At 42.1% G+C, this 18715-nt stretch carries 16 protein-coding genes; 7 read left to right on the plus strand and 9 right to left on the minus strand.

What is annotated here, in order from left to right:
• Window positions 1–547 precede the first annotated feature (547 nt).
• Together ABZB17_RS02095 and ABZB17_RS02100 are read left to right on the plus strand one after the other, a co-directional pair.
• Window positions 548–1999 carry a glycoside hydrolase family 32 protein gene (locus ABZB17_RS02095; protein WP_372647834.1) on the plus strand — a complete coding sequence of 484 codons (1452 nt, stop codon included), beginning with the start codon at window positions 548–550 and terminating at the stop codon, window positions 1997–1999.
• A 4-nt stretch (window positions 2000–2003) separates the two neighbouring features.
• Window positions 2004–2495 carry a thioredoxin family protein gene (locus ABZB17_RS02100; protein ID WP_372647836.1) on the plus strand — a complete coding sequence of 164 codons (492 nt, stop codon included), beginning with the start codon at window positions 2004–2006 and terminating at the stop codon, window positions 2493–2495.
• Here ABZB17_RS02100 and ABZB17_RS02105 read toward each other — a convergent pair whose 3' ends face one another.
• Both ABZB17_RS02105 and pepE read right to left on the minus strand, forming a co-directional pair.
• Complete coding sequence (locus ABZB17_RS02105) at window positions 2496–4082, minus strand: aspartate:alanine exchanger family transporter (protein WP_372647838.1); 1587 nt, start codon at window positions 4080–4082, stop codon at window positions 2496–2498.
• Window positions 4083–4225: 143 nt separating this feature from the next.
• Window positions 4226–4933: a dipeptidase PepE gene (pepE, locus tag ABZB17_RS02110; RefSeq protein ID WP_372647840.1), complete on the minus strand. Its 708-nt coding sequence runs from the start codon at window positions 4931–4933 to the stop codon at window positions 4226–4228.
• Window positions 4934–5145: 212 nt separating this feature from the next.
• On the opposite strand from pepE, the gene ABZB17_RS02115 reads away from it, so the two are divergent.
• A complete protein-coding gene (locus ABZB17_RS02115; RefSeq protein ID WP_372647842.1) occupies window positions 5146–5634 on the plus strand; it encodes an ORF6N domain-containing protein in 489 nt (162 codons plus the stop codon).
• Between the two features lie 31 nt (window positions 5635–5665).
• Here the strand turns inward: ABZB17_RS02115 and ABZB17_RS02120 are convergent, their stop codons facing one another.
• A complete protein-coding gene (locus ABZB17_RS02120) occupies window positions 5666–6436 on the minus strand; it encodes a creatininase family protein (protein ID WP_372647844.1) in 771 nt (256 codons plus the stop codon).
• A 25-nt stretch (window positions 6437–6461) separates the two neighbouring features.
• On the minus strand, window positions 6462–7283 hold the full coding sequence (locus tag ABZB17_RS02125; RefSeq protein ID WP_372647846.1) for a PorT family protein: 822 nt from the start codon (window positions 7281–7283) through the stop codon (window positions 6462–6464).
• Window positions 7284–8056: 773 nt separating this feature from the next.
• On the opposite strand from ABZB17_RS02125, the gene ABZB17_RS02130 reads away from it, so the two are divergent.
• Window positions 8057–9778 carry a DEAD/DEAH box helicase gene (locus tag ABZB17_RS02130; RefSeq protein WP_372647848.1) on the plus strand — a complete coding sequence of 574 codons (1722 nt, stop codon included), beginning with the start codon at window positions 8057–8059 and terminating at the stop codon, window positions 9776–9778.
• Between the two features lie 406 nt (window positions 9779–10184).
• Here the strand turns inward: ABZB17_RS02130 and ABZB17_RS02135 are convergent, their stop codons facing one another.
• From ABZB17_RS02135 to ABZB17_RS02145, 3 genes are all read right to left on the minus strand, one after another.
• Window positions 10185–10907: a DUF6261 family protein gene (locus ABZB17_RS02135; protein ID WP_372647850.1), complete on the minus strand. Its 723-nt coding sequence runs from the start codon at window positions 10905–10907 to the stop codon at window positions 10185–10187.
• 547 nt (window positions 10908–11454) lie between these two features.
• Entirely contained in the window at window positions 11455–12183 is a 729-nt protein-coding gene (locus ABZB17_RS02140; RefSeq protein WP_372647852.1) for a hypothetical protein, read from the minus strand.
• A gap of 43 nt (window positions 12184–12226) precedes the next feature.
• Window positions 12227–13141, minus strand: coding sequence for a hypothetical protein (locus ABZB17_RS02145; protein ID WP_372647853.1), 915 nt, complete (start codon window positions 13139–13141; stop codon window positions 12227–12229).
• A gap of 546 nt (window positions 13142–13687) precedes the next feature.
• Here ABZB17_RS02145 and ABZB17_RS02150 point away from each other — a divergent pair.
• Together ABZB17_RS02150 and ABZB17_RS02155 are read left to right on the plus strand one after the other, a co-directional pair.
• Window positions 13688–14746, plus strand: a complete 1059-nt coding sequence (locus ABZB17_RS02150; RefSeq protein WP_372647854.1) for a sensor histidine kinase — start codon at window positions 13688–13690, stop codon at window positions 14744–14746.
• Entirely contained in the window at window positions 14743–15495 is a 753-nt protein-coding gene (locus ABZB17_RS02155) for a LytR/AlgR family response regulator transcription factor (RefSeq protein ID WP_372647856.1), read from the plus strand. The genes ABZB17_RS02150 and ABZB17_RS02155 overlap by 4 nt, the downstream gene beginning before the upstream one ends.
• A 325-nt stretch (window positions 15496–15820) precedes the next feature.
• Here ABZB17_RS02155 and ABZB17_RS02160 read toward each other — a convergent pair whose 3' ends face one another.
• Complete coding sequence (locus tag ABZB17_RS02160; protein WP_045031270.1) at window positions 15821–16246, minus strand: OsmC family peroxiredoxin; 426 nt, start codon at window positions 16244–16246, stop codon at window positions 15821–15823.
• A 26-nt stretch (window positions 16247–16272) separates the two neighbouring features.
• Window positions 16273–16797, minus strand: a complete 525-nt coding sequence (locus tag ABZB17_RS02165) for a peroxiredoxin (protein ID WP_198152470.1) — start codon at window positions 16795–16797, stop codon at window positions 16273–16275.
• A 309-nt stretch (window positions 16798–17106) separates the two neighbouring features.
• Between ABZB17_RS02165 and ABZB17_RS02170 the strand changes: the two genes are divergently transcribed.
• Window positions 17107–18615: a Gfo/Idh/MocA family protein gene (locus tag ABZB17_RS02170; protein ID WP_372647858.1), complete on the plus strand. Its 1509-nt coding sequence runs from the start codon at window positions 17107–17109 to the stop codon at window positions 18613–18615.
• The last annotated feature ends 100 nt before the right edge of the window (window positions 18616–18715 follow it).

An 18715-nucleotide genomic window follows, 5' to 3' on the forward strand; every position in this document is an offset into this window, starting at 1 on the left:
TATTTTGGTTCCATATATGATTTACCGGGTTTGTTATGTAAATCATTGGGTTTGTTGAAACCGCAATTTCACACCAATAAAATTCGCTTAAATGCGATCAGTAAATAAATTTTTTTTGTTGATTACAGCGTCCTCAAAAATTAATTGATTTGGTTTCATTACAACTTAAATTAGGTTCTATCTTCTTTCTTATAAATAATGAAACATTCATTTGATACCGGCAAAATCTTTCATGAAACGTATGCAAGAGCAAGTAAAAGTTGAGTAAGTAAAAATCCGTTTTATACACACTATAAGAATACAAAACGGTGGGTTTGTAATTTACTTCCACAAAACATCCACCCTATAACAAAGGTTTCTTAACGCAAAAAATTCAACTTTTGATTTTTAATCTGATGATTGATGTTGTGTTGAAAATCAAAAGCGCCAGTCAAAGAACGGTTCTATATTTATGGGTTTGTGGATGTAAATGTAGGAATTAATTTAATTAAACCAAATTTTTTTTCATAAGTTTAGCTCGATAACAAAATTTAAGATCCGATTTTTTATGAACTTTTTATCAACAACCTTACTCTCTATTGCTCTGCTCATTAGTCTTCCGGCGCAAAAAAAGGAGCAAAAACTTTACGACGAACTTTACCGCCCACAATTCCATTTTACGCCGAAAAAAAACTGGCATAACGATCCAAACGGGCTGGTTTTTTACGAAAATGAATACCACATGTTTTACCAATATAACCCAAAAGGAAACGAATGGGGATACATGCATTGGGGGCACACGGTAAGCACGGATTTGTTAAACTGGCAAGCACTTCCGATTGCACTTTACCCCGATGAAGGTTCAACTGATAAAGAAAAATGCACCGCCTATTCGGGTTCGGCAATTGTTGATGAAAACAACCTGCTTGGTAAACAAAGCGGGAACAATAAAACACTGGTTGCTTTTTACACCAGCCAGCATTGCGGCCAGCGTATTGCCTATAGTACGGACAAAGGAAGAAACTGGGAAAAATATGAGGGAAATCCGATAATAGCGTTTGATGAAAATGACGATGCCCGCGACCCGAAGGTTTTCTGGCACGAAGAAAGTGGAAAATGGATAATGGCACTTTACCGCAAGACGAGTGAGGAAGAAGGCTCTAAAGGCGTTTCGTTCTATACCTCAACCAACCTGGTTGACTGGGAGTGGCAAAGTCACATTCCAGGTTTTTACGAGTGCCCCGACCTTGTAAAATTCCAGGTAACCAACCGCCCCGATGAAACCAAATGGGTAATTTTTGATGGCGATGGCAGCTATATTATTGGTAGTTTCGATGGGCAATCGTTTACCCCGGAAACAGCTAAAATGAAAAGCGATTGGGGGAAAAATTATTACGCCACACAAACCTGGAGCAATATACCGGAGTCGGATGGCCGCGTAATACAGATTGCCTGGATGCGAGGTGGAGAGTTTCCCGATATGCCCTTTAACGGACAGATGTCGTTTCCGTGCGAACTATCGGTTACCAAATTTGACTATGGTTATCAACTGGTGCGAAAACCGGTTGCAGAGATCGAAAAATTGCATGGCAAACATTATTCGTTGGAAGACAAAAACGTTTTTCCCGGACTTAACGACAACAAACTAAAAAAGGTATCGGGCGATTGCCTGCACATTATTGGCGAATTCGACCTGAAAACAAGCGACAATTTTGGATTTATGCTTCGCAATAGTAACAAGTTGGCCGGAACAGAAATCCTTTATAATGTAAAACGTGAAACGCTATCCGTACTTGGTTGTACCGTGCCACTTCCGCCTGTTGGCAATAAAATTAAACTCGAAATATTACTCGACCGCTCCTCCATTGAAATCTTTGCCAACGATGGCAAAAAAGTGATCAGCAACTGTTTTACCCCCGACGAAAATGCAACCGACGTTGTACTTTTCACCAATGGTGGCGAACTGGGAATTGATAAAATTGATGTTTACGAAATGAATTCGATCTGGGAAAAAGAATAAAACGATGAAACACCTTAAAACAATAGTTCTTAGCCTTGTAATGATTTTGCCACTGCTAATATGTGCACAGGAACAGAAGATTTACGACACTACTGCTGATGCCAAAAAGGACATTGCCGAGGCTGTTGATGCCGCTCAAAAAGCTAACAAACATGTATTCCTTCAAATTGGCGGAAACTGGTGCCCCTGGTGTATCAAATTCCACAATTTTGTGCATGATGATGAAGAACTAAGTTCTTTTGTGGAAGATAATTTTGAGGTGGTAAAAGTAAATTACGATCAGAACAACCGCCAGGAACAACTGTTGGCAGAACTCGAATTCCCGCAACGATTCGGCTTCCCTGTTTTTGTTATTCTGGATGAAACAGGCAAACGTATCCACACGCAAAACTCGGCCTATTTAGAAAAGGATAAAAGTTACGACAAAGACAAGATCTTACGTTTTCTGAAAAACTGGTCGCCAGCTGCTTTAGATCCGGCGTCGTACGAAAAATAACTAGAAAAACATCGTAATCAGCTGAACACAAATAATCAGCAACACCATTGCTACCGGGTAAACCGTGGCATAGGCTATGGAGTGCGCGTTGGTGTCGGTCATCGAATCGGCAGCTGCCAAACCCGGCGTGCTTGTCATACTTCCGCTGATAGCCCCCAGCAGTGTTAGAATGTTCATTTTAAAGAAATACTTCCCGAGAATTCCTGCCACAATCATTGGCAGAATGGTAATGACACCTCCGTACAGGAACAGCTCAATTCCGTATTGATTAAATGTTTCCACGATTTTTTGCCCGGCGCCTGTTCCAACTGCTGCAAGAAAAAGCAACAAACCAAACTGACGAACCAACTGGTTGGCTGCGCCTGTCATGGTCCATAAAATCGGGCCGGTTTTACCTATACGACTCAATACCAAAGCTACAACAAGCACACCTCCGGTAAGTCCCAGGCTAAAGGCAAAGGTTCCCATGGCAATACTGATTTTCCCAACCAATACTCCAAGAATAATACCGAGAGCTACCGGCAAAATATCAGTGTCGGACAAACGTTTTTGGTCGTTACCAAATATTCTTGAAACCATATCCATATTGGCACGGCTACTGGCAATTACAAGTTTATCTCCAAACTGCAGTTTCGAACTGGGACTTGGCACAATATTAATACCTGCACGGCGAATACGGGTAATCGTTGCACCATAGGTATGCAGCAGATTGATCTGCCCAACGGTTTTATTCACCACCTCTTTATTGGTTACCAGCACCGACCGAACATCGTATTTCGCGTCGATTGAAATTTCCTGTTCAGTTTGAGGTCCGATCAGTAACTCCACATTTTTTAGCGCTTCTTCGGTTCCTACAGCTTTTATTAAATCACCTTTCAGTAAAAAAGTTTGGGGAGTTGGAGTAACAGCAACACCATCGTGCACCACGCGCGAAACAACGGCCTTGGTCATAAACCGGATACGTAACTCTCCGATGGTTTTGCCAACAACATTTTCGTTTTCAACAACAAAATTGCGTTTTACTACCTCCGGAAATTCATCTTTTAAAACCGCAAGATGTTCTTCTTCAGCTTTAGCAATGGAAGTACCCAATATTTTAGGAAGGAAGCGAATAAACAGGATTACACCGATAACTCCAAACGGATAGCCCACACCATAACCGATTGATGCCAGTGGCGAGCCGGTATAATCGATAGCCGCAGCTAAACCCGGCGTACTGGTTAACGAACCGGTTAACAGACCAACCGCAATATTCGGGTCAATTTTAAAAACGGTGATAATAAAAACGGTTATTACCGATGCCAGTACAATTAGCAAAGATGCAAATCCGGCCAGTTGCCGCCCCTCTTTTTTAAACGACTCGAAGAAACCGGGACCAGCCTGAATTCCAATGGTAAAAATAAACAGTACCAAACCAAGGTACTGGAAATCCTTTGGAATAACTATGCCGTAGTGACCAAAAACAAGGGCTACAAAAATCACTGCCGACACATCAAGCGACAGCCCGAAAACCTTGATACGGCCAACGATAAAGCCCAGTGCAATAATTACAAAGAGGGCAAAATAACTATTTCCCAGTAGTTCCATTTGTACTAAGTTTGGCACAAAGGTAAGTAATAGTTTCTGGGACTAACAAGCATCGAACCCGAGATACAGCCCGATTTAATGTTAACTACAGGAATAAAAAAACCGGATAATAATTATCCGGTTACTTTATAATGTGTTCCAATTTATGGCAGTAAAAAGCTAAAATCGTCGCCGGCCTTTAACTCATAAGGTTCCTGCCCTTTTCTAAAGATGCGGCAACTTCTCTCACCAATCATTTCAATTTTTCCGTCTTCTACTTTAAACATGGTTCCTTCGCGCAAGCCTGCCACGTAGCAATTCGGATTAATTTCAAGAAATTCGGTAATCCGCTGTTCACGGGTTTCGCCTCCGTGTCCTTCAGGATTGGCATCCAGGTAGTGCGGATTGATCTGGAAAGGTACCATATTAATACAGTCAAATCCCAGCGGATCGATAATCGGCATATCGTTGGTGGTGCGCAATGTTGGGCAGGCCACGTTTGATCCTGCACTCCAGCCAATGTAAGGAGCTCCGTTGTACACACGTTCGCGGATCGGGTTCATCAACTTCTGATCGTGCATCATACGCACCAGCTGCCAGGTGTTTCCGCCACCAACAACAATGGCTTCGGCTTCTTCAATTGCTTTCACCGGATTTTTAAATGTATGGATACCTTTAATGTGATGCCCCAATTCGGCAAAACGTTCTTCCACTTTTTCGCAGTAGGTATCAAACGAAAAAGTAACGGCTGCATACGGAATAAAAACCGCAGTTACCGACTTTTCGCCCAGGAATTTTTTTATCTCGTTTTTCGGGTAATCCAGGTAAGGTTCGCCCGGCATTGTTGAGTTGCTTAGCAGTAATAATTTCATTCGTCTACAATTGTTTATTTTAATGGAGACTCATGTAACTCGCATAGTCATGCCTCTGAGTACTAAAGAAGCTTTTGATGATGCTCGTTTCATTTCTCTTGACCAATTAATTTGTTGCCGAAATAACTGAAATCTTAAGGATTTTTCCAATGATTATTAATGACTTTTGTAAATTTTGTATATTTAAAAACGAATAATCAATCTTTACTTAAATGGATCTCCAAATTATTCAAACGCGTATTGTTGAAATAAGAGGACAACGGGTAATGCTGGACTTTCATCTGGCTGAACTTTATGAAGTTGAGACAAAGGTTCTTAAGCAAGCTGTAAGGCGAAATCATTCAAGATTTCCTGAAGATTTTATGTTTGAACTCACTCAACATGAATTAGAGAAACTAAGGTCACAAACAGTGACCTTTGACTGGAAACCAACAACTTATGCTCCATTTGTTTTTACAGAACAGGGTGTTGCAATGTTATCGAGCGTACTTAAAAGTAAAAAAGCCATTCAGGTAAATGTTGAAATTATCCGGGCATTTGTGCAACTGCGGAAATTCGCAGTCCAAAATTCGGAATTAATTCATCGTCTTGATGAAATGGAGAAAAAATACGATGAACAATTCAAAGAAGTATTTACTGCACTTCGTTACCTCATAAATCCTCCGGAAAAAGAAAGACGAAAGATTGGTTATAAATCATAAGAAAATGTTAGCATCTTAAACCTCGATCTTTTTACTCATACATATCCTCAAGATCACAAGCCGCCAGTTCCACAAAATAATCAGCTATTTGCGTGGTCACATCATCTACAAACCTTCTCCCTTTTTCGGCGGTGGCTTTTTTCGGATTTCCAACACCGGTATCGGCCGAAACCTTATCCCATTGGCGCGGTGCCCAGGCTGTTTTGTTTTTCAGCCCCTGAAGTTTGAAAGCTTTTGCATCTCCGTCACCTGCCTCGTCAAGCGGCAGAACCAACCCGGGGAAAAAATGCATGATAATGCTTGTCTCCATTTCGTTGGCATGGTCGCCGGCTTCCTCAAAATAATCCTCCTGATCGATCATTCGAAACCACTCCACCAACGATATAAACACATCGGGAAACTGCGGTTGTAACTCACGCACCAACGGTTTAAAATCATTTCCGCCATGGCCGTTCATTAACACCAGCTTTTTTATTCCTTGCCTACTTAAAGCCGTTAACAGATCTTTCAGAATAATCAATTGGGTAGAAGGTTTGGTGTGCAAACAAAACGGCATATCAATCTGCCCCATGTTTTGTGCGCCCAAGGGAATTACCGGAAGCACCATTACTTTTGCGCCTTTTTCCCAGGCTTTACCGGCTGCCTGCTCGGCAATTTTTGCCGTCTCCAGCGAATCGGTTCCGTAGGGCAAATGGAAATTATGCGGCTCGGTGGCACCCCAGGGCAAAATAGCCACATCGTATTTTTGATTTTTTACTTGTTTCCAGTTGGTTTGTTCCAACACATAAGGTTTAGCGTTCATTCTGTTAGGTTTAGCTTGTTCTTGTTTATAATTGGAATAAGGTGATACCAAAAGTAAATGGCGTAAGTTCAGGCCCTTTATCGGTTTTAAACAGCGGCACCAAATCGTAGCTGGCAAATACATTAAACCAGCGGTAGCCGGTTCGCACCATTACCGAGTATTTAAAACGGTGCATCGAAAAATCATCCACCACCTTTAATTTCTCTTTCTTTTCTTCTTTATACTTTATTTTAGTGTGACTACTCAGCCTTACACTTCCCACCACACCGGCTGAAAAAAACAGGCGGTTATCGTAATGATTGATGGGAATCTGAAATTCAAGAAGCAAGGGTAGCGTGATCATCTCAACTGCCAGCTTCGATTTTTGGTTATCGTTAAAATACAGGTATTCGGGCGATATCACCCCATCGTTACCTTTTACAATTGTGGTATTATCATCCAGGCGATAGCTCTGCAATTGCAGCCCCAGCCCGGTAACCAGGCCAATGGTATTCCTGTTTTTCTGCAAGCCGATACTTTGTTGTAAAAAGTTGAAATACGCCGAATTCGAGCGAAAAACATCGTTATCCATAAACTTCGCCTGGTATCCGGTGTAATCTTCGTTAAGCAGCATGTTAAAACCAAAATCGATGCCAACCCAGTGACCCGAGAAGTCGTCTTGCCACAATTTCAGGCCGTTGTGAGTAACTTCCGAAAGATCGATTTTACGTAAAAAACGCTGTGGGTTTTCTATCGGAACAATACTGTCGTTTTCCTGTGCTTTTATTTCCAAACCGGAAAAACAGAGGAACAGCAATACAAGTATCTGAGTTTGAAGTATTCTTTTCATGGGCTTTCTGTGTTTCATATCTAACACGTGTTTTACATATGAACACTAACAAAAATACACGTTTGGAAAGAATTTAAAGCCATTTCGGTGTTAAAAATGGTAATTGTCATACAATGCACCTATTGTTTTATCGAATACAAAGAGATCAACCTAAAAAAGAAGTGAATTTGAGGGGCATGCAAAAAACAGACTTTTCGCCTTATCAGGCAGATTCTACTCTTTGGTTTAGCCCAAAGAGTAGACAGAAAACCCAAGGCTGCGCCCGCTTCCCTCGGAAAAGCTACGTGATGCCGGCTAAAATTCCTGAAACTTCCCGATGCTACGATCGGGACAGGCAGTCGTACCTCCTCACACAACAGTAATTTTTACGCCATCACCACTTGTTTTCCGGCTCACCGGCCGAGGCCAAGCTTTGATGTAGCTGTCGTTACATCAGTGGAACGGCCTCTTTTGGTCTTTGCCCGAAGTTGAAATAAAATCTTAGTGAGAGCGGGAAGCTCCGAAGAATTGAGGAGATCACCCGTCCGAACTTAGGTTTTATGAAAATGTAGGGTGAAGATCAAAAGCAGCCTTGATCTTTGTGCATACTATTTGGATTAAGCCAAATAGTTTGGCCGCCGGCAGGCAGAAAAGCCGATTAACTCTACATTACCTGAAATTGCTATCTCCCAGATTTTCTGTGTGATTTATACAAAGCGAACACCCAAAGTTAAATTTAAGAAACAAGAGGATATAAACCTCTGAAATACAAATAAAAAGAATACCTTTGCGGCCACTTTAAAAAATTGATTATGAGTTTATTCGAAACAATGGGGTTAAAAGCCGAAATTCTGGGGGCGATCCAGGAACTTGGTTTTGAGAATCCCACGCCAATCCAGGAACAAACAATTCCGTTTCTACTGGAAAACGACCAGGATATGGTTGCCTTGGCACAAACAGGAACGGGAAAAACAGCGGCATTTGGCTTACCCATTGTTCAGCAGTTCGATTGTTCGGTAAAAGCCCCACAGGCTTTAATACTTAGTCCGACACGCGAGCTTGCTTTACAAATAGCAAAAGACCTTGAGAATTTCTCGAAGAATATCAAAGGAGCAAAAATTGCCACTTTATATGGCGGCTCCGACATCAGGAAACAGATTAAAGAGCTTGAGAGTGGTGCCCAAATCGTTGTGGGAACACCGGGCCGTACACTCGACCTGATAAAAAGGAGTAAATTAAAAGTAAACGAAATCCAGTGGTTGGTACTCGACGAGGCCGACGAAATGCTTTCGATGGGATTCAAGGACGACCTTGATGCCATTTTGAAAGATACTCCGGCAGAAAAACAAACACTGTTGTTTTCGGCTACAATGCCAAAAGAGATCGTACGAATTGCCAATACATACATGGCCGATCCGCACGAAGTTACAGTGGGCAAAAGAAACACTGCCGCTGAAAACGTAGAGCACAACTATTACCTGGTACACGCCAAAGACCGTTACATTGCATTAAAACGTGTTGCCGATATTAACCCGAACATTTACGGGATTATTTTCTGCCGTACACGTGCCGAAACTAAAGATGTGGCCGACAAACTGATGCAGGACGGATACAATGCCGACGCATTGCACGGCGATTTGTCGCAGGCACAGCGCGACCACGTTATGTCGCGTTTCCGTAGCAAACACCTGCAAATGTTGGTGGCTACCGATGTGGCTGCACGCGGACTGGATGTGAACGAACTGACCCACGTTATTAACTATAACCTGCCCGACGACCCTGAAGTGTATATTCACCGAAGCGGAAGGACAGGACGTGCCGGTAAAAAGGGAATTTCCATTACACTGATTCACATGCGCGAAAAAGGTAAACTTCGCGATGTGGAGAAGAAAATGGGCAAACAATTCACGAAAATTCCGGTTCCGCTGGGAAAAGAAATTTGCGAGAAGCAGCTTTTCAACCTCATCGACAGGGTGGAAAAAGTGGAAGTAAACAACGAGCAGATTGCAGAGTTTATGCCGGTTATCTACAAAAAACTGGCATGGCTGGAGCGCGAAGAGCTGATCAAACACTTTGTATCGGTAGAGTTTAACCGCTTTTTACAATACTACGAAAACGCCAAGGATATTAACGTTGACGAGGCGCGCGAAAAAGAATCGATGCGTAGCGATCGTGGCGACCGCCGCAGAGGTGGACGCGACGGACGTGAGCGTGGTGAACGTGGAAACCGCGAGCGCGGCGGAGACCGTGAGCGCGGAGATCGTGGCAGAGCACGAAGAGGCAATGGTGGTAACATGTCGCGTTTCTTCTTTAGCCTGGGTAAAAAGAGCGGCGTTAACAAACGTGCAATCATCGATTTGATTAACCAGAATACCCCGGGAAAAAGTATCGATATTGGCAGCATTGAAGTGCTGAAAGGTTTCTCCTTCTTCGAGATCGACTCGAACTACGAAAAAGAAATTACAAAAGCTTTCAAAAATGCCCGCTTCAGAGGCCAGAAAGTGAATATTGAAGTAGCGAATAAAAAGAAATAGCTTCTAGTTGCAAGACGCAAGTTTCAAGCTACAAGCTTAAGAAATAGAAAATCCGGTCTTTTTTTGGGACCGGATTTTTTTATGGCTATCAATTCCCCATTTATTCCCTCCCGATGTTACAATCGGGACAGGCTCTTCGCCAGGGGGGACGCGTCCTCCTTTATGTAAAGGAGGTGTCCCGATATTATCGGGACGGAGGATTAGACAATCATCACCGGATACAAATTGAAAGCTCCAATTACAATATTGATTTAGCAACTATCGTTTGCACCGTGCTTTAGCCCGGTGATTTCTTAGAGTACATGAAAATGGCTTTAGCATTTAATTTTATACTATTAACGGCTAAAGCCAATCCATTTAACAACACTAACCACCGGGCTAAAGCCTCGGTGCAAAAACTATCATTCTATTCTTCCACTTCATCCTCAGCATTACGGCCATCGCGCAAACTCATGTTGGTATTGTATTTATCGATACGTTCGTTAAGTTCGGCAACAAAAGCTTCGTAGGCTTCGGGGCCTTCAACAAACATTAAACAATCAACCAGTTTGGCTACGTTGCGGTAGGCAGCGTCGAGTTGTTTGCGGGCTTCTTTCATATTTAGGGGCGGTTTGCCTGTTTCGTCGGTGTAGCGTTCGCCCACCAGGTTTTTCAGCGCCTGGTTGTTGGCCGTTAGCTCGGTTGCCCAGTCGGTAAGGCCTACCATTTGCATATCGGTTCGGTAGGTAGTTTGCAACTGAGTAAGCAACACATCGGTAGCAGCTGTTTGCGCATCGTAAGGTTTTGTGGTGATACCTTTGAAACTATCGAAAACAATTTTCAGGCGACGGGCGGCCGCGCGCACATCGGGGTTAAAATGGCGCAATGCCGCGTCAACCATATCTTCCATTCCCAGCGTAGTGGTGTCGCGGGTGTGGTCGGCATCGGCAATCGGGCCGGTAAACATACTTTTCTGCACCACATCCAGGGCTTCGGCTTCGGCATCCAATGCCGCCGTAAAAGCAGGATAATAGCGTTGAATTTTTAAGGCTTCAACCGTAAAACGAACGACAAGGTCGTTTACTTCGGTGTGAAAATTCTTGTGTTCTTCGTTGCGAAGGTTTGTGAGTTTAATTTTTAAGATTTCCATTTAAAAATGTTTTAATGTATTTGAAATAATTTTTACTTAAATATTCCCTCCATTAAGTTGGGAAAGAAAAAAATATCGCTCATTTGAGCTGGAGCTAATCAAATTAATGTCTATTGTTAGAAAGCACCGGGCGATGAAGACTTCACCAAACTTTCATTCTAAGTTTCATCAACTGATGAAGGCTTGTTTCTTTTTGGTTTCAGCCTTTCATCGGTGGATGAAAGGCTGTCTTCATTTCAATTCAGGTTTTCATCGAATAATGAAAGCTAAAAATGAACTCCGTTTAGCCTTTCATCGAAAAATGCAAGGTTGCTTAAAACTTTATTCTGGCGTTCATCGGTTGATGAAAGGGATTTTTATACTTGAGTTTAAGGTTTCGCGCGTTTGCGACGAGTGTTTTGGCATTCATTTTATTGACATTTGATATTTAACATATCAAAACTACAACATAATTAAATGCATGTCAACCGTAGAATTACCTGGTTTTATGCGGGTAGTTTTACCTGGTTTTGGGAATTGGGCAAAGGGTATTTGCTCCGGCAAAAGATCAATAAGCCTTTATAAATCTTGCGATTCCATTTGAAACCTTAAATTCCCAATATCGATGATATATGCATCCTGCCGGACAATCACCACTGCCAATGCTAAAAATAATTGTAGCCGACTCATTATTCCTTGTTAAGGTTATGGTGTTTCCGTCGCCAATACATCCATGATTAAATTCAGCAGTTAAAACAGATTCAATATAGTTAAATTCTTTTTCAACGGTTATCATATTATATTCGTCGTCAGTATAAACAGTCAACCACGGAAAACGAGGATAACTATAAGCAGTTCTAACAGAATCAAAATTATAAGTACTCAATATATTATCTAATGAAGTTTCTCCTGTTGGAATTATCTTATTGGATAAGTTTTGTATCTCGGATAATTCTGTTTTTACTTTCAAGCTGATTGAATTAAAACTGTAGCAATAATAACCATGAATTTGATATACATCGAACACCGTATCCCGCTCGGGGGAGTGAGAATCATATACTGCCTGAATAATTTTTAAAACTTTATCTATTTCCTTATCATCAAGAATTGGATCGTTATAGTTAAAGTGAGTACTATCCTGATATACTTCATGAAAGTATAATTGTTTGGCATCATACAAATAGTTTTCAATAACGTATGTATCCAATTCTATCGCATCATAACCAATTGTTCCTTCTTCCTTTTCACAGCATGTTAGTATCGAAGCTAAAATTATCAGTAGTAAATTCTTCTTCATCTCATTTCGTTTTTGCATTTAATTAGCAGCATCGGAGTTGCTTTTACTCAATAGTAATCTCCTTCTGCATTCTCAGGCTGCCCAACCAAATCTGGCCATTGGCTTGATTAATAGCTGCCTTACTCACCTGAAAACCTAGCCCGGGAAATTCGAAAGTAGCTTTGTATTGCCCCGGTGGTACAGCTTCAAAATTGCTATAGGTAATTGTAATTTCTTTGCTCTGGTTACCACCAATTACCGACAACCAATCTATATCCCAGCTATTCCATGGGTCGGCCGAAACTGTCTCAATTTTATGCTCATACATCTCATAGGTACTAAAATTCCGGATGTATAATCCATTTGTAAAATAGTGAAAAAGGCCAATCCCGGTTTTTTCAGGATCGATATAATAGTAATTGAAATCGTCGTTATTTTTTAGCAGTAGTTTAACTGTTACGTTTGTTGAAGATACGTACTCAACTGATGTGATTTCACAACTCAATCCGGCATGAAACTGATCGTACTCTTTTAGTGCCTCAACAATTCTTTCATCTTCGCGTGGATCAGGTAAAAAGTTACCCAATGAATCGAGGTAGAGCATAAATCCAATCGAAACGATATTGTCGCCATAAAAAGAAGGATGGGTACTAATTATCGGACCGATAGGCATCGAAGACGAATAACCCGGCCAGGTCTCACCACTGTATATTTCCTCTTCCTTTGCAAAGACTGTAAATTCTCCAAGGTTTTCAAAATCCTCAACAAACGACTTATTATCATTTAAATAAATCAGATGAGTGGAATAATCGTAGTATTCAAAATCATTATGCGTTAAAACAACTTCGCCATTTGATGTAATACAAAATCCATCGGTAAGATTTTCGTTGATATCATTTTCGTCTTTGTTGCAACCTGCAGCAACGAATAGCAACAGCAGAAAAAATAAGGAAGTGCACTTTGTGGCTATTGTTTTCATTTGGCAGTGGTTTAATATGTTTTTGATTTTTAGATGATTAAAAATAGAAAAAGGTTGCGTTAATGTTGAGATGTGAGCTTATGTTTATACGCATAATGAATGCTATTTGAAACATATACCCCCCGTTTCAGCCTAACCCGATAAATCGGGATGGCGGCCTCAACTGTCCCCCTACCTGTAGGGGGACGGCTGGAGCCGGTGGCTTCGAAGAAGGACCGGAGAAAGCCGGGGGCTTCGAAGAAGGACCGGAGAAAGCCGGGGGGTACGTTCAGTATTCAAATTTCCAAGTGACTAATGACCAATAGCCAGTGACCTGTGACTAGTGACTTTCTCTTTCCCATTCGTACCCCAAATTCCCCCACTCAGCAATTCTTTTTTTCAGAAAAACAGTGTTTGCTGCATCTTTGAACAAGCAAAAATAAATTCATGAAAACAATCTTTCTTTGATCTGATTATTGAGATTAGAGGTGGCCGGTTGTAATTGACCGGCTGCCTTACAAAGTGTTTTTCAGAAACAGTTTTTTATTATCTTCATAAACCGAAACCATGGCAAACTTTCAACTACATAAACAAACAAAAAAACAAGTGCTCAAGCACGTGGCTATCCTGGCGGGTGCAGTTGCCATCAGCATTGTTTTTAGCCTGGTGCTTTTTCAACGTATTGCGTCGCAAGGCTTGTGGAACATGGTACTGCTAACTTTTATCCAGCTGGAGCTGTTCCTGTACCTGGGCAATCGTTTTTTCAAGTCGGTCGATCCCGACACACCGGGAGCCATAAGGAAAACCATCATTCGTTTGGTGCTCTTTTACTTTACGGTGCTGCTTATTGCCTCAGCATTGTTCCTTACACTTTTCGCCTGGCACTTTTGGAGGGGCGGAGCGCCATTTTCGGAGTTTATCCCCAGCCTTATGCATGCCGAGTTGCGGTCGTTTTTAACCGCTGCCGGAATTGGTTTTGCCGTGGGTGCCCTCTTCTTTTTCTACACGCAATGGGCCGACACCGTTAAACGCATGCAGAAACTAAAGGAAGAGAAGCTTATTTTTCAGTACGAGACGCTGAAAACGCAGGTGAATCCGCATTTCCTGTTCAACAGTTTAAACACGCTGTCGTCGCTGGTAAGTTCCAATCCTGCGTTGTCGGATAAATTTATTCATAAACTTTCGGCCGTGTACCGTTATGTGCTCGAGAACCAGGAGAAAGACCTTGTTCCGCTGGCTGCCGAAATGGAATTTGTAAAAGACTTTTTTTACTTGCAGAAAATTCGCGACGGCGAGAAAATAGAGCTCAAAATCGATTTTGAAGAAACAGGAACCGCGAAGATCATCCCGGTGTCGTTACAAATGCTGGTTGAAAACGCCATAAAACACAACGTTGCCACACGCAAAGAGCCGCTGCTCATCACTATTCATTTTGAAGGAATTGACAAACTGGTGGTGCGCAACGACCTGCGCCAACGTATGCAACTGGCTGCCTCATCGAAAATCGGCTTAAAAAACCTGAACGAACGATGCAAGCTCATCCTGAACCGCGAAGTGGAAACACAGGAGACTGCTGATGAATTTATTGTGAAAGTGCCATTAAAACTGAACAACCAAAGCAAATGAAGGTAGTAATTGTAGAAGACGAGCACTTTGCTGCGGAAAAGCTGATGCAGCAGTTACACACCATCGCCCCGGAAGCGGAGGTGCTTGCGGTGTTGGAATCGGTGGAAGAAGCGGTGAACTGGTTTGCTGAGAATCCTGCTCCCGATCTGGTTTTTATGGACATTCAGCTCGACGATGGACTTTCATTCGAAGTTTTTGATGAGCTGGAAATAAAAGCTCCGATAATTTTTACCACTGCTTTTGACGAATACGCCATTCGTGCCTTTAAAGTAAACAGCGTTGACTACCTGCTAAAACCCATCGAGCTGGAAGCTTTGCGCTCGGCTATGGAGAAATACACGGAGTTATATGGTCAGCACCAACTGTTGGAAGACAAGGTGGCTAAAGTGATCGAGCAGTTGTCGAGAACTTACAAGTCGCGGTTCTTTATTAAAATCGGTAACCGTTTTCAGTCGATACAGGTAAGTAAAATCTGTTGCTTTTTTGTGCAGGAACGCAGCACATTTATAAAAACCATGGAAGGCAAAACCTACGATCTTGACTTTTCGCTCGATCAGCTGCAAAAAATGGTCGACCCCGATCAATTCTTCCGCATTAGCCGTAATTACCTGGTAAACATTAACTGCATTAACGAAATTGTGGGCTATTCCTCTACCCGGCTAAAACTAAAACTGGCTGCCGAGCTGGACGAAGATGTTATCGTTAGCCGCGATAAGGTTTCGGGTTTTAAGAAGTGGATGGATAAGTAGGTTAAGAATTGGGTGGAAGACGGAAGACAGAAGCCTGAAGAAGAATTTCTATCTACCCCTCTCCCTATCGGGAGCTCCCCTCAAAAGGGGAGCGAGCGCTGAAAACTCTTTCAGTTTATCATCATAGTTTCCTGCCCAGCCTTGCCGATGTTTCCCCTCGTGAGGGGAAATGGCGATAGCCAAAGGGGTAAAAGAGAACCTTGACATTCTCAATATATCCAAAATTTACAGGTAGTCTTTCGAAATTAAAGTGCTTAACAAGCGAGAACAAAAAAAGGAGCCATCTCTGACTCCCTCTCTTATATGCAATTTATGACTTTCTCTTTTAAACCAATTTTGCGTCTAATTCAATTTCGGCAGTACCGCCGGCATACAAACGCGAAATCGGGCATTTAGCTTTAGCCGCAGCTGCAAGCTCGTCAAATTTCTCTTGCGACAAACCTTCGCATTTTGTAACGTTGGTTAATTTAATGTTGGTAATGGCCGGTCCGCCATCTACCTGACCAAGCGTAACGGCTGCTTCTGTTTCAACGCTTTCAGGAGTTAATCCTTCGCCGCTGATAAGAGCTGCTAAAAACATTGAGTAACAACCTGAGTGTGCTGCACCTACCAGTTCTTCGGGGTTGGTTCCTTTTCCATCTTCAAAACGCGATGCAAAAGTAAACGGCCCGCTATAACCGGTGATGTTCATATTTCCTTTTCCCTCTTTAAGAGTTCCGTTCCAAACTGAGTTTACTTTTCTTACTGACATAATTTCTAGATTTTAAGTTTTACCTTCTATAGTGTATTGTCTCCTGGCTGCCAGTTACATCCGGTTAAACCAGGATTTTGAGTAGCTTCCAAAGCTCTTAATACTTCGGCAACGTTACGGCCGGTTGCATCGTTGTTACAGTTTACCCACTGAATTATTCCTTCAGGATCAACAATAAACGTAGCACGGTAAGCAACGCTTCCAGGTTGTAAGATACCCAATTTTTTGGACAATGACTTAGAAGTATCTTCAATTAACGGGTAGGTAAGATTAGCCAAACGCGGGTCGTTCGATTTCCATGCCAGGTGAACCTCGGCAGTATCGGTTGACACACCATATAACTCAGCATTTAACTCTTCAAATTTTGCGTGGTTGTTGTTAAACTCCACAATTTCGGTTGGGCATACAAAAGTAAAATCTTTTGGGTAGAAGTAGATTACCATCCACTTGCCTGCTTTCTTATGATCTTCTGATGTTACTTCTCCGAATTGGTTATCTGCTAATACTGCAGTTTTTTTAAACTTTGGAAATTTATCTCCTACTGATTTCATGATTTTTTCGTTTTTTATTTTTTAAAGATTACATGCAAATGTAAATTGAAATACAGCGCGTGTCAAATTGATTTTTTTTAAGCGAAATAGACAAAAGCTATACATAAAGCAGTAAACCGCTGATGTTGAAGATTATTCGTTTCCACGAACAAAAAATACCGCTCGTCCGGGCACCGGTTTATTTTCGTTTTTATACTTGTTTCTCAACATTCTTTATTGAAAAGCACTTAACTATCACTATATTTAACCGTTTTTTTGGAATATATTTCAAGAATATTTAATACCTATCCGATTAAATTTAATATTGTTATGGAGGAAAAATCAAAAATGACATCTGTATCAAGAAGAGCATTTCTTGGTACAACAGCAGCTGCAGCTGCAGGATTTACAATTGTTCCGCGCCACGCAGTAGCAGGCCTTGGTCATAAAGCACCAAGCGACAAGCTAAATATTGCCGGTGTTGGTGTTGGAGGTATGGGTTTTGCTAACCTGAAAAACCTGGAGTCGGAAAACATCGTTGGTTTATGTGATGTTGACTGGAAGTACTCAGCACCTGTATTTAAAAGATACTCGGGCGCCAAAAAGTACAAAGACTGGAGAGAAATGTATGACGAGTTGGGTGACAGCATTGACGGTGTAGTAGTTGCAACTGCCGACCACACACACGCAATTGTTGCTGCTCATGCTATTACTATGGGTAAGCACGTTTATGTGCAAAAGCCATTAACTCACTCGGTTTACGAATCTCGCCTGCTTACAAAACTGGCCGACAAGTACAAAGTAGCCACATCGATGGGTAACCAGGGATCGTCGGGCGAAGGTGTAAACCTTACCACCGAATGGATCGCTAACGGCGAAATTGGTGAAGTAACAAAAGTTGAAGCTTTTACCGACCGTCCTATCTGGCCTCAGGGTTTAAACACTCCTGAAAGAGGCGACTGGGTTCCTGATACTTTGGATTGGGATCTGTTTACCGGACCTGCAAAAATGCGTCCTTACAACCAGGTTTATCACCCATGGAACTGGCGTGGCTGGTGGGATTACGGTACTGGTGCTCTTGGCGATATGGCTTGCCATATTCTTCACCCCGTATTCGTTGGTCTTGATTTAGGTTATCCTATTCATACTCAAGGAAACTCAACAGTGTTGTTACAAGACTGTGCTCCTACTGCCCAGTCGGTAAAACTGACTTACCCAGAACGTAAGGCAAGTGCAGGCAAACCATGGAAAGGTTTGAAGAAAAACACGCTTCCTCAGGTTGATGTACATTGGTACGATGGTGGAATTAAGCCAATGCTTCCTGAAGGATGGCCAGATGGTAAAAATCCGAACGATCAGGGTGGTGGTGTAATTTTCCACGGAACAAAAGACAAACTGATTTGCGGATGTTATGGTGTAAACCCATGGTTATTGTCGGGTCGCACACCTAATGCACCTAAATTCCGTCGCCGTGTAGAAACCAGCCACGAAATGGATTGGGTACGCGCATGTAAAGAAAGTGCTGAAAACCGTGTCCCAACTGCATCTGACTTTAAAGAAGCAGGTCCATTCAACGAAATGGTTGTTATGGGTGTTCTTGGCGTTCGTTTACAGTCGCTGAACAAAGAACTGGATTGGGATGGCGAAAACATGCAATTCACCAACCTTACTGACAGTGAAGAAATCAAAGTTGTTATCAAAGATGGCTTTGAAATTCATGATGGTCACCCAACGTTCCACAAAACCTGGACTGATCCTGTTCCTGCAAAAGACTTTGCAGCTGAATTAATCAAGCATACTTACCGTAAGCCTTGGAGCTTACCTGATATGCCTGCATAATTTCAGTTTTAGAAGATATGAGAAAGGTGTCTGCGAAAGCGGGCACCTTTTTGTTTATCTAATTTTTAAGAAATGCTTGCTTATATTCGTGCAAATTCGT

The sequence above is a fragment of the Draconibacterium sp. genome, assembly GCF_041583095.1.
Lineage (GTDB): Bacteria > Bacteroidota > Bacteroidia > Bacteroidales > Prolixibacteraceae > Draconibacterium.

What these genes read in the sequence shown, in the direction of transcription:
- ABZB17_RS02135 (WP_372647850.1), bottom strand. Translation starts at nt 10,907, where the DNA reads ATGGAAATCTTAAAAATTAAACTCACAAACCTTCGCAACGAAGAACAC.
- ABZB17_RS02160 (WP_045031270.1), bottom strand. Translation starts at nt 16,246, where the DNA reads ATGTCAGTAAGAAAAGTAAACTCAGTTTGGAACGGAACTCTTAAAGAG.
- ABZB17_RS02145 (WP_372647853.1), bottom strand. Translation starts at nt 13,141, where the DNA reads ATGAAAACAATAGCCACAAAGTGCACTTCCTTATTTTTTCTGCTGTTG.
- ABZB17_RS02130 (WP_372647848.1), top strand. Translation starts at nt 8,057, where the DNA reads ATGAGTTTATTCGAAACAATGGGGTTAAAAGCCGAAATTCTGGGGGCG.
- ABZB17_RS02150 (WP_372647854.1), top strand. Translation starts at nt 13,688, where the DNA reads ATGGCAAACTTTCAACTACATAAACAAACAAAAAAACAAGTGCTCAAG.
- ABZB17_RS02120 (WP_372647844.1), bottom strand. Translation starts at nt 6,436, where the DNA reads ATGAACGCTAAACCTTATGTGTTGGAACAAACCAACTGGAAACAAGTA.
- ABZB17_RS02105 (WP_372647838.1), bottom strand. Translation starts at nt 4,082, where the DNA reads ATGGAACTACTGGGAAATAGTTATTTTGCCCTCTTTGTAATTATTGCA.
- pepE (WP_372647840.1), bottom strand. Translation starts at nt 4,933, where the DNA reads ATGAAATTATTACTGCTAAGCAACTCAACAATGCCGGGCGAACCTTAC.
- ABZB17_RS02155 (WP_372647856.1), top strand. Translation starts at nt 14,743, where the DNA reads ATGAAGGTAGTAATTGTAGAAGACGAGCACTTTGCTGCGGAAAAGCTG.
- ABZB17_RS02100 (WP_372647836.1), top strand. Translation starts at nt 2,004, where the DNA reads ATGAAACACCTTAAAACAATAGTTCTTAGCCTTGTAATGATTTTGCCA.
- ABZB17_RS02115 (WP_372647842.1), top strand. Translation starts at nt 5,146, where the DNA reads ATGGATCTCCAAATTATTCAAACGCGTATTGTTGAAATAAGAGGACAA.
- ABZB17_RS02125 (WP_372647846.1), bottom strand. Translation starts at nt 7,283, where the DNA reads ATGAAACACAGAAAGCCCATGAAAAGAATACTTCAAACTCAGATACTT.
- ABZB17_RS02165 (WP_198152470.1), bottom strand. Translation starts at nt 16,797, where the DNA reads ATGAAATCAGTAGGAGATAAATTTCCAAAGTTTAAAAAAACTGCAGTA.
- ABZB17_RS02170 (WP_372647858.1), top strand. Translation starts at nt 17,107, where the DNA reads ATGGAGGAAAAATCAAAAATGACATCTGTATCAAGAAGAGCATTTCTT.
- ABZB17_RS02140 (WP_372647852.1), bottom strand. Translation starts at nt 12,183, where the DNA reads ATGAAGAAGAATTTACTACTGATAATTTTAGCTTCGATACTAACATGC.
- ABZB17_RS02095 (WP_372647834.1), top strand. Translation starts at nt 548, where the DNA reads ATGAACTTTTTATCAACAACCTTACTCTCTATTGCTCTGCTCATTAGT.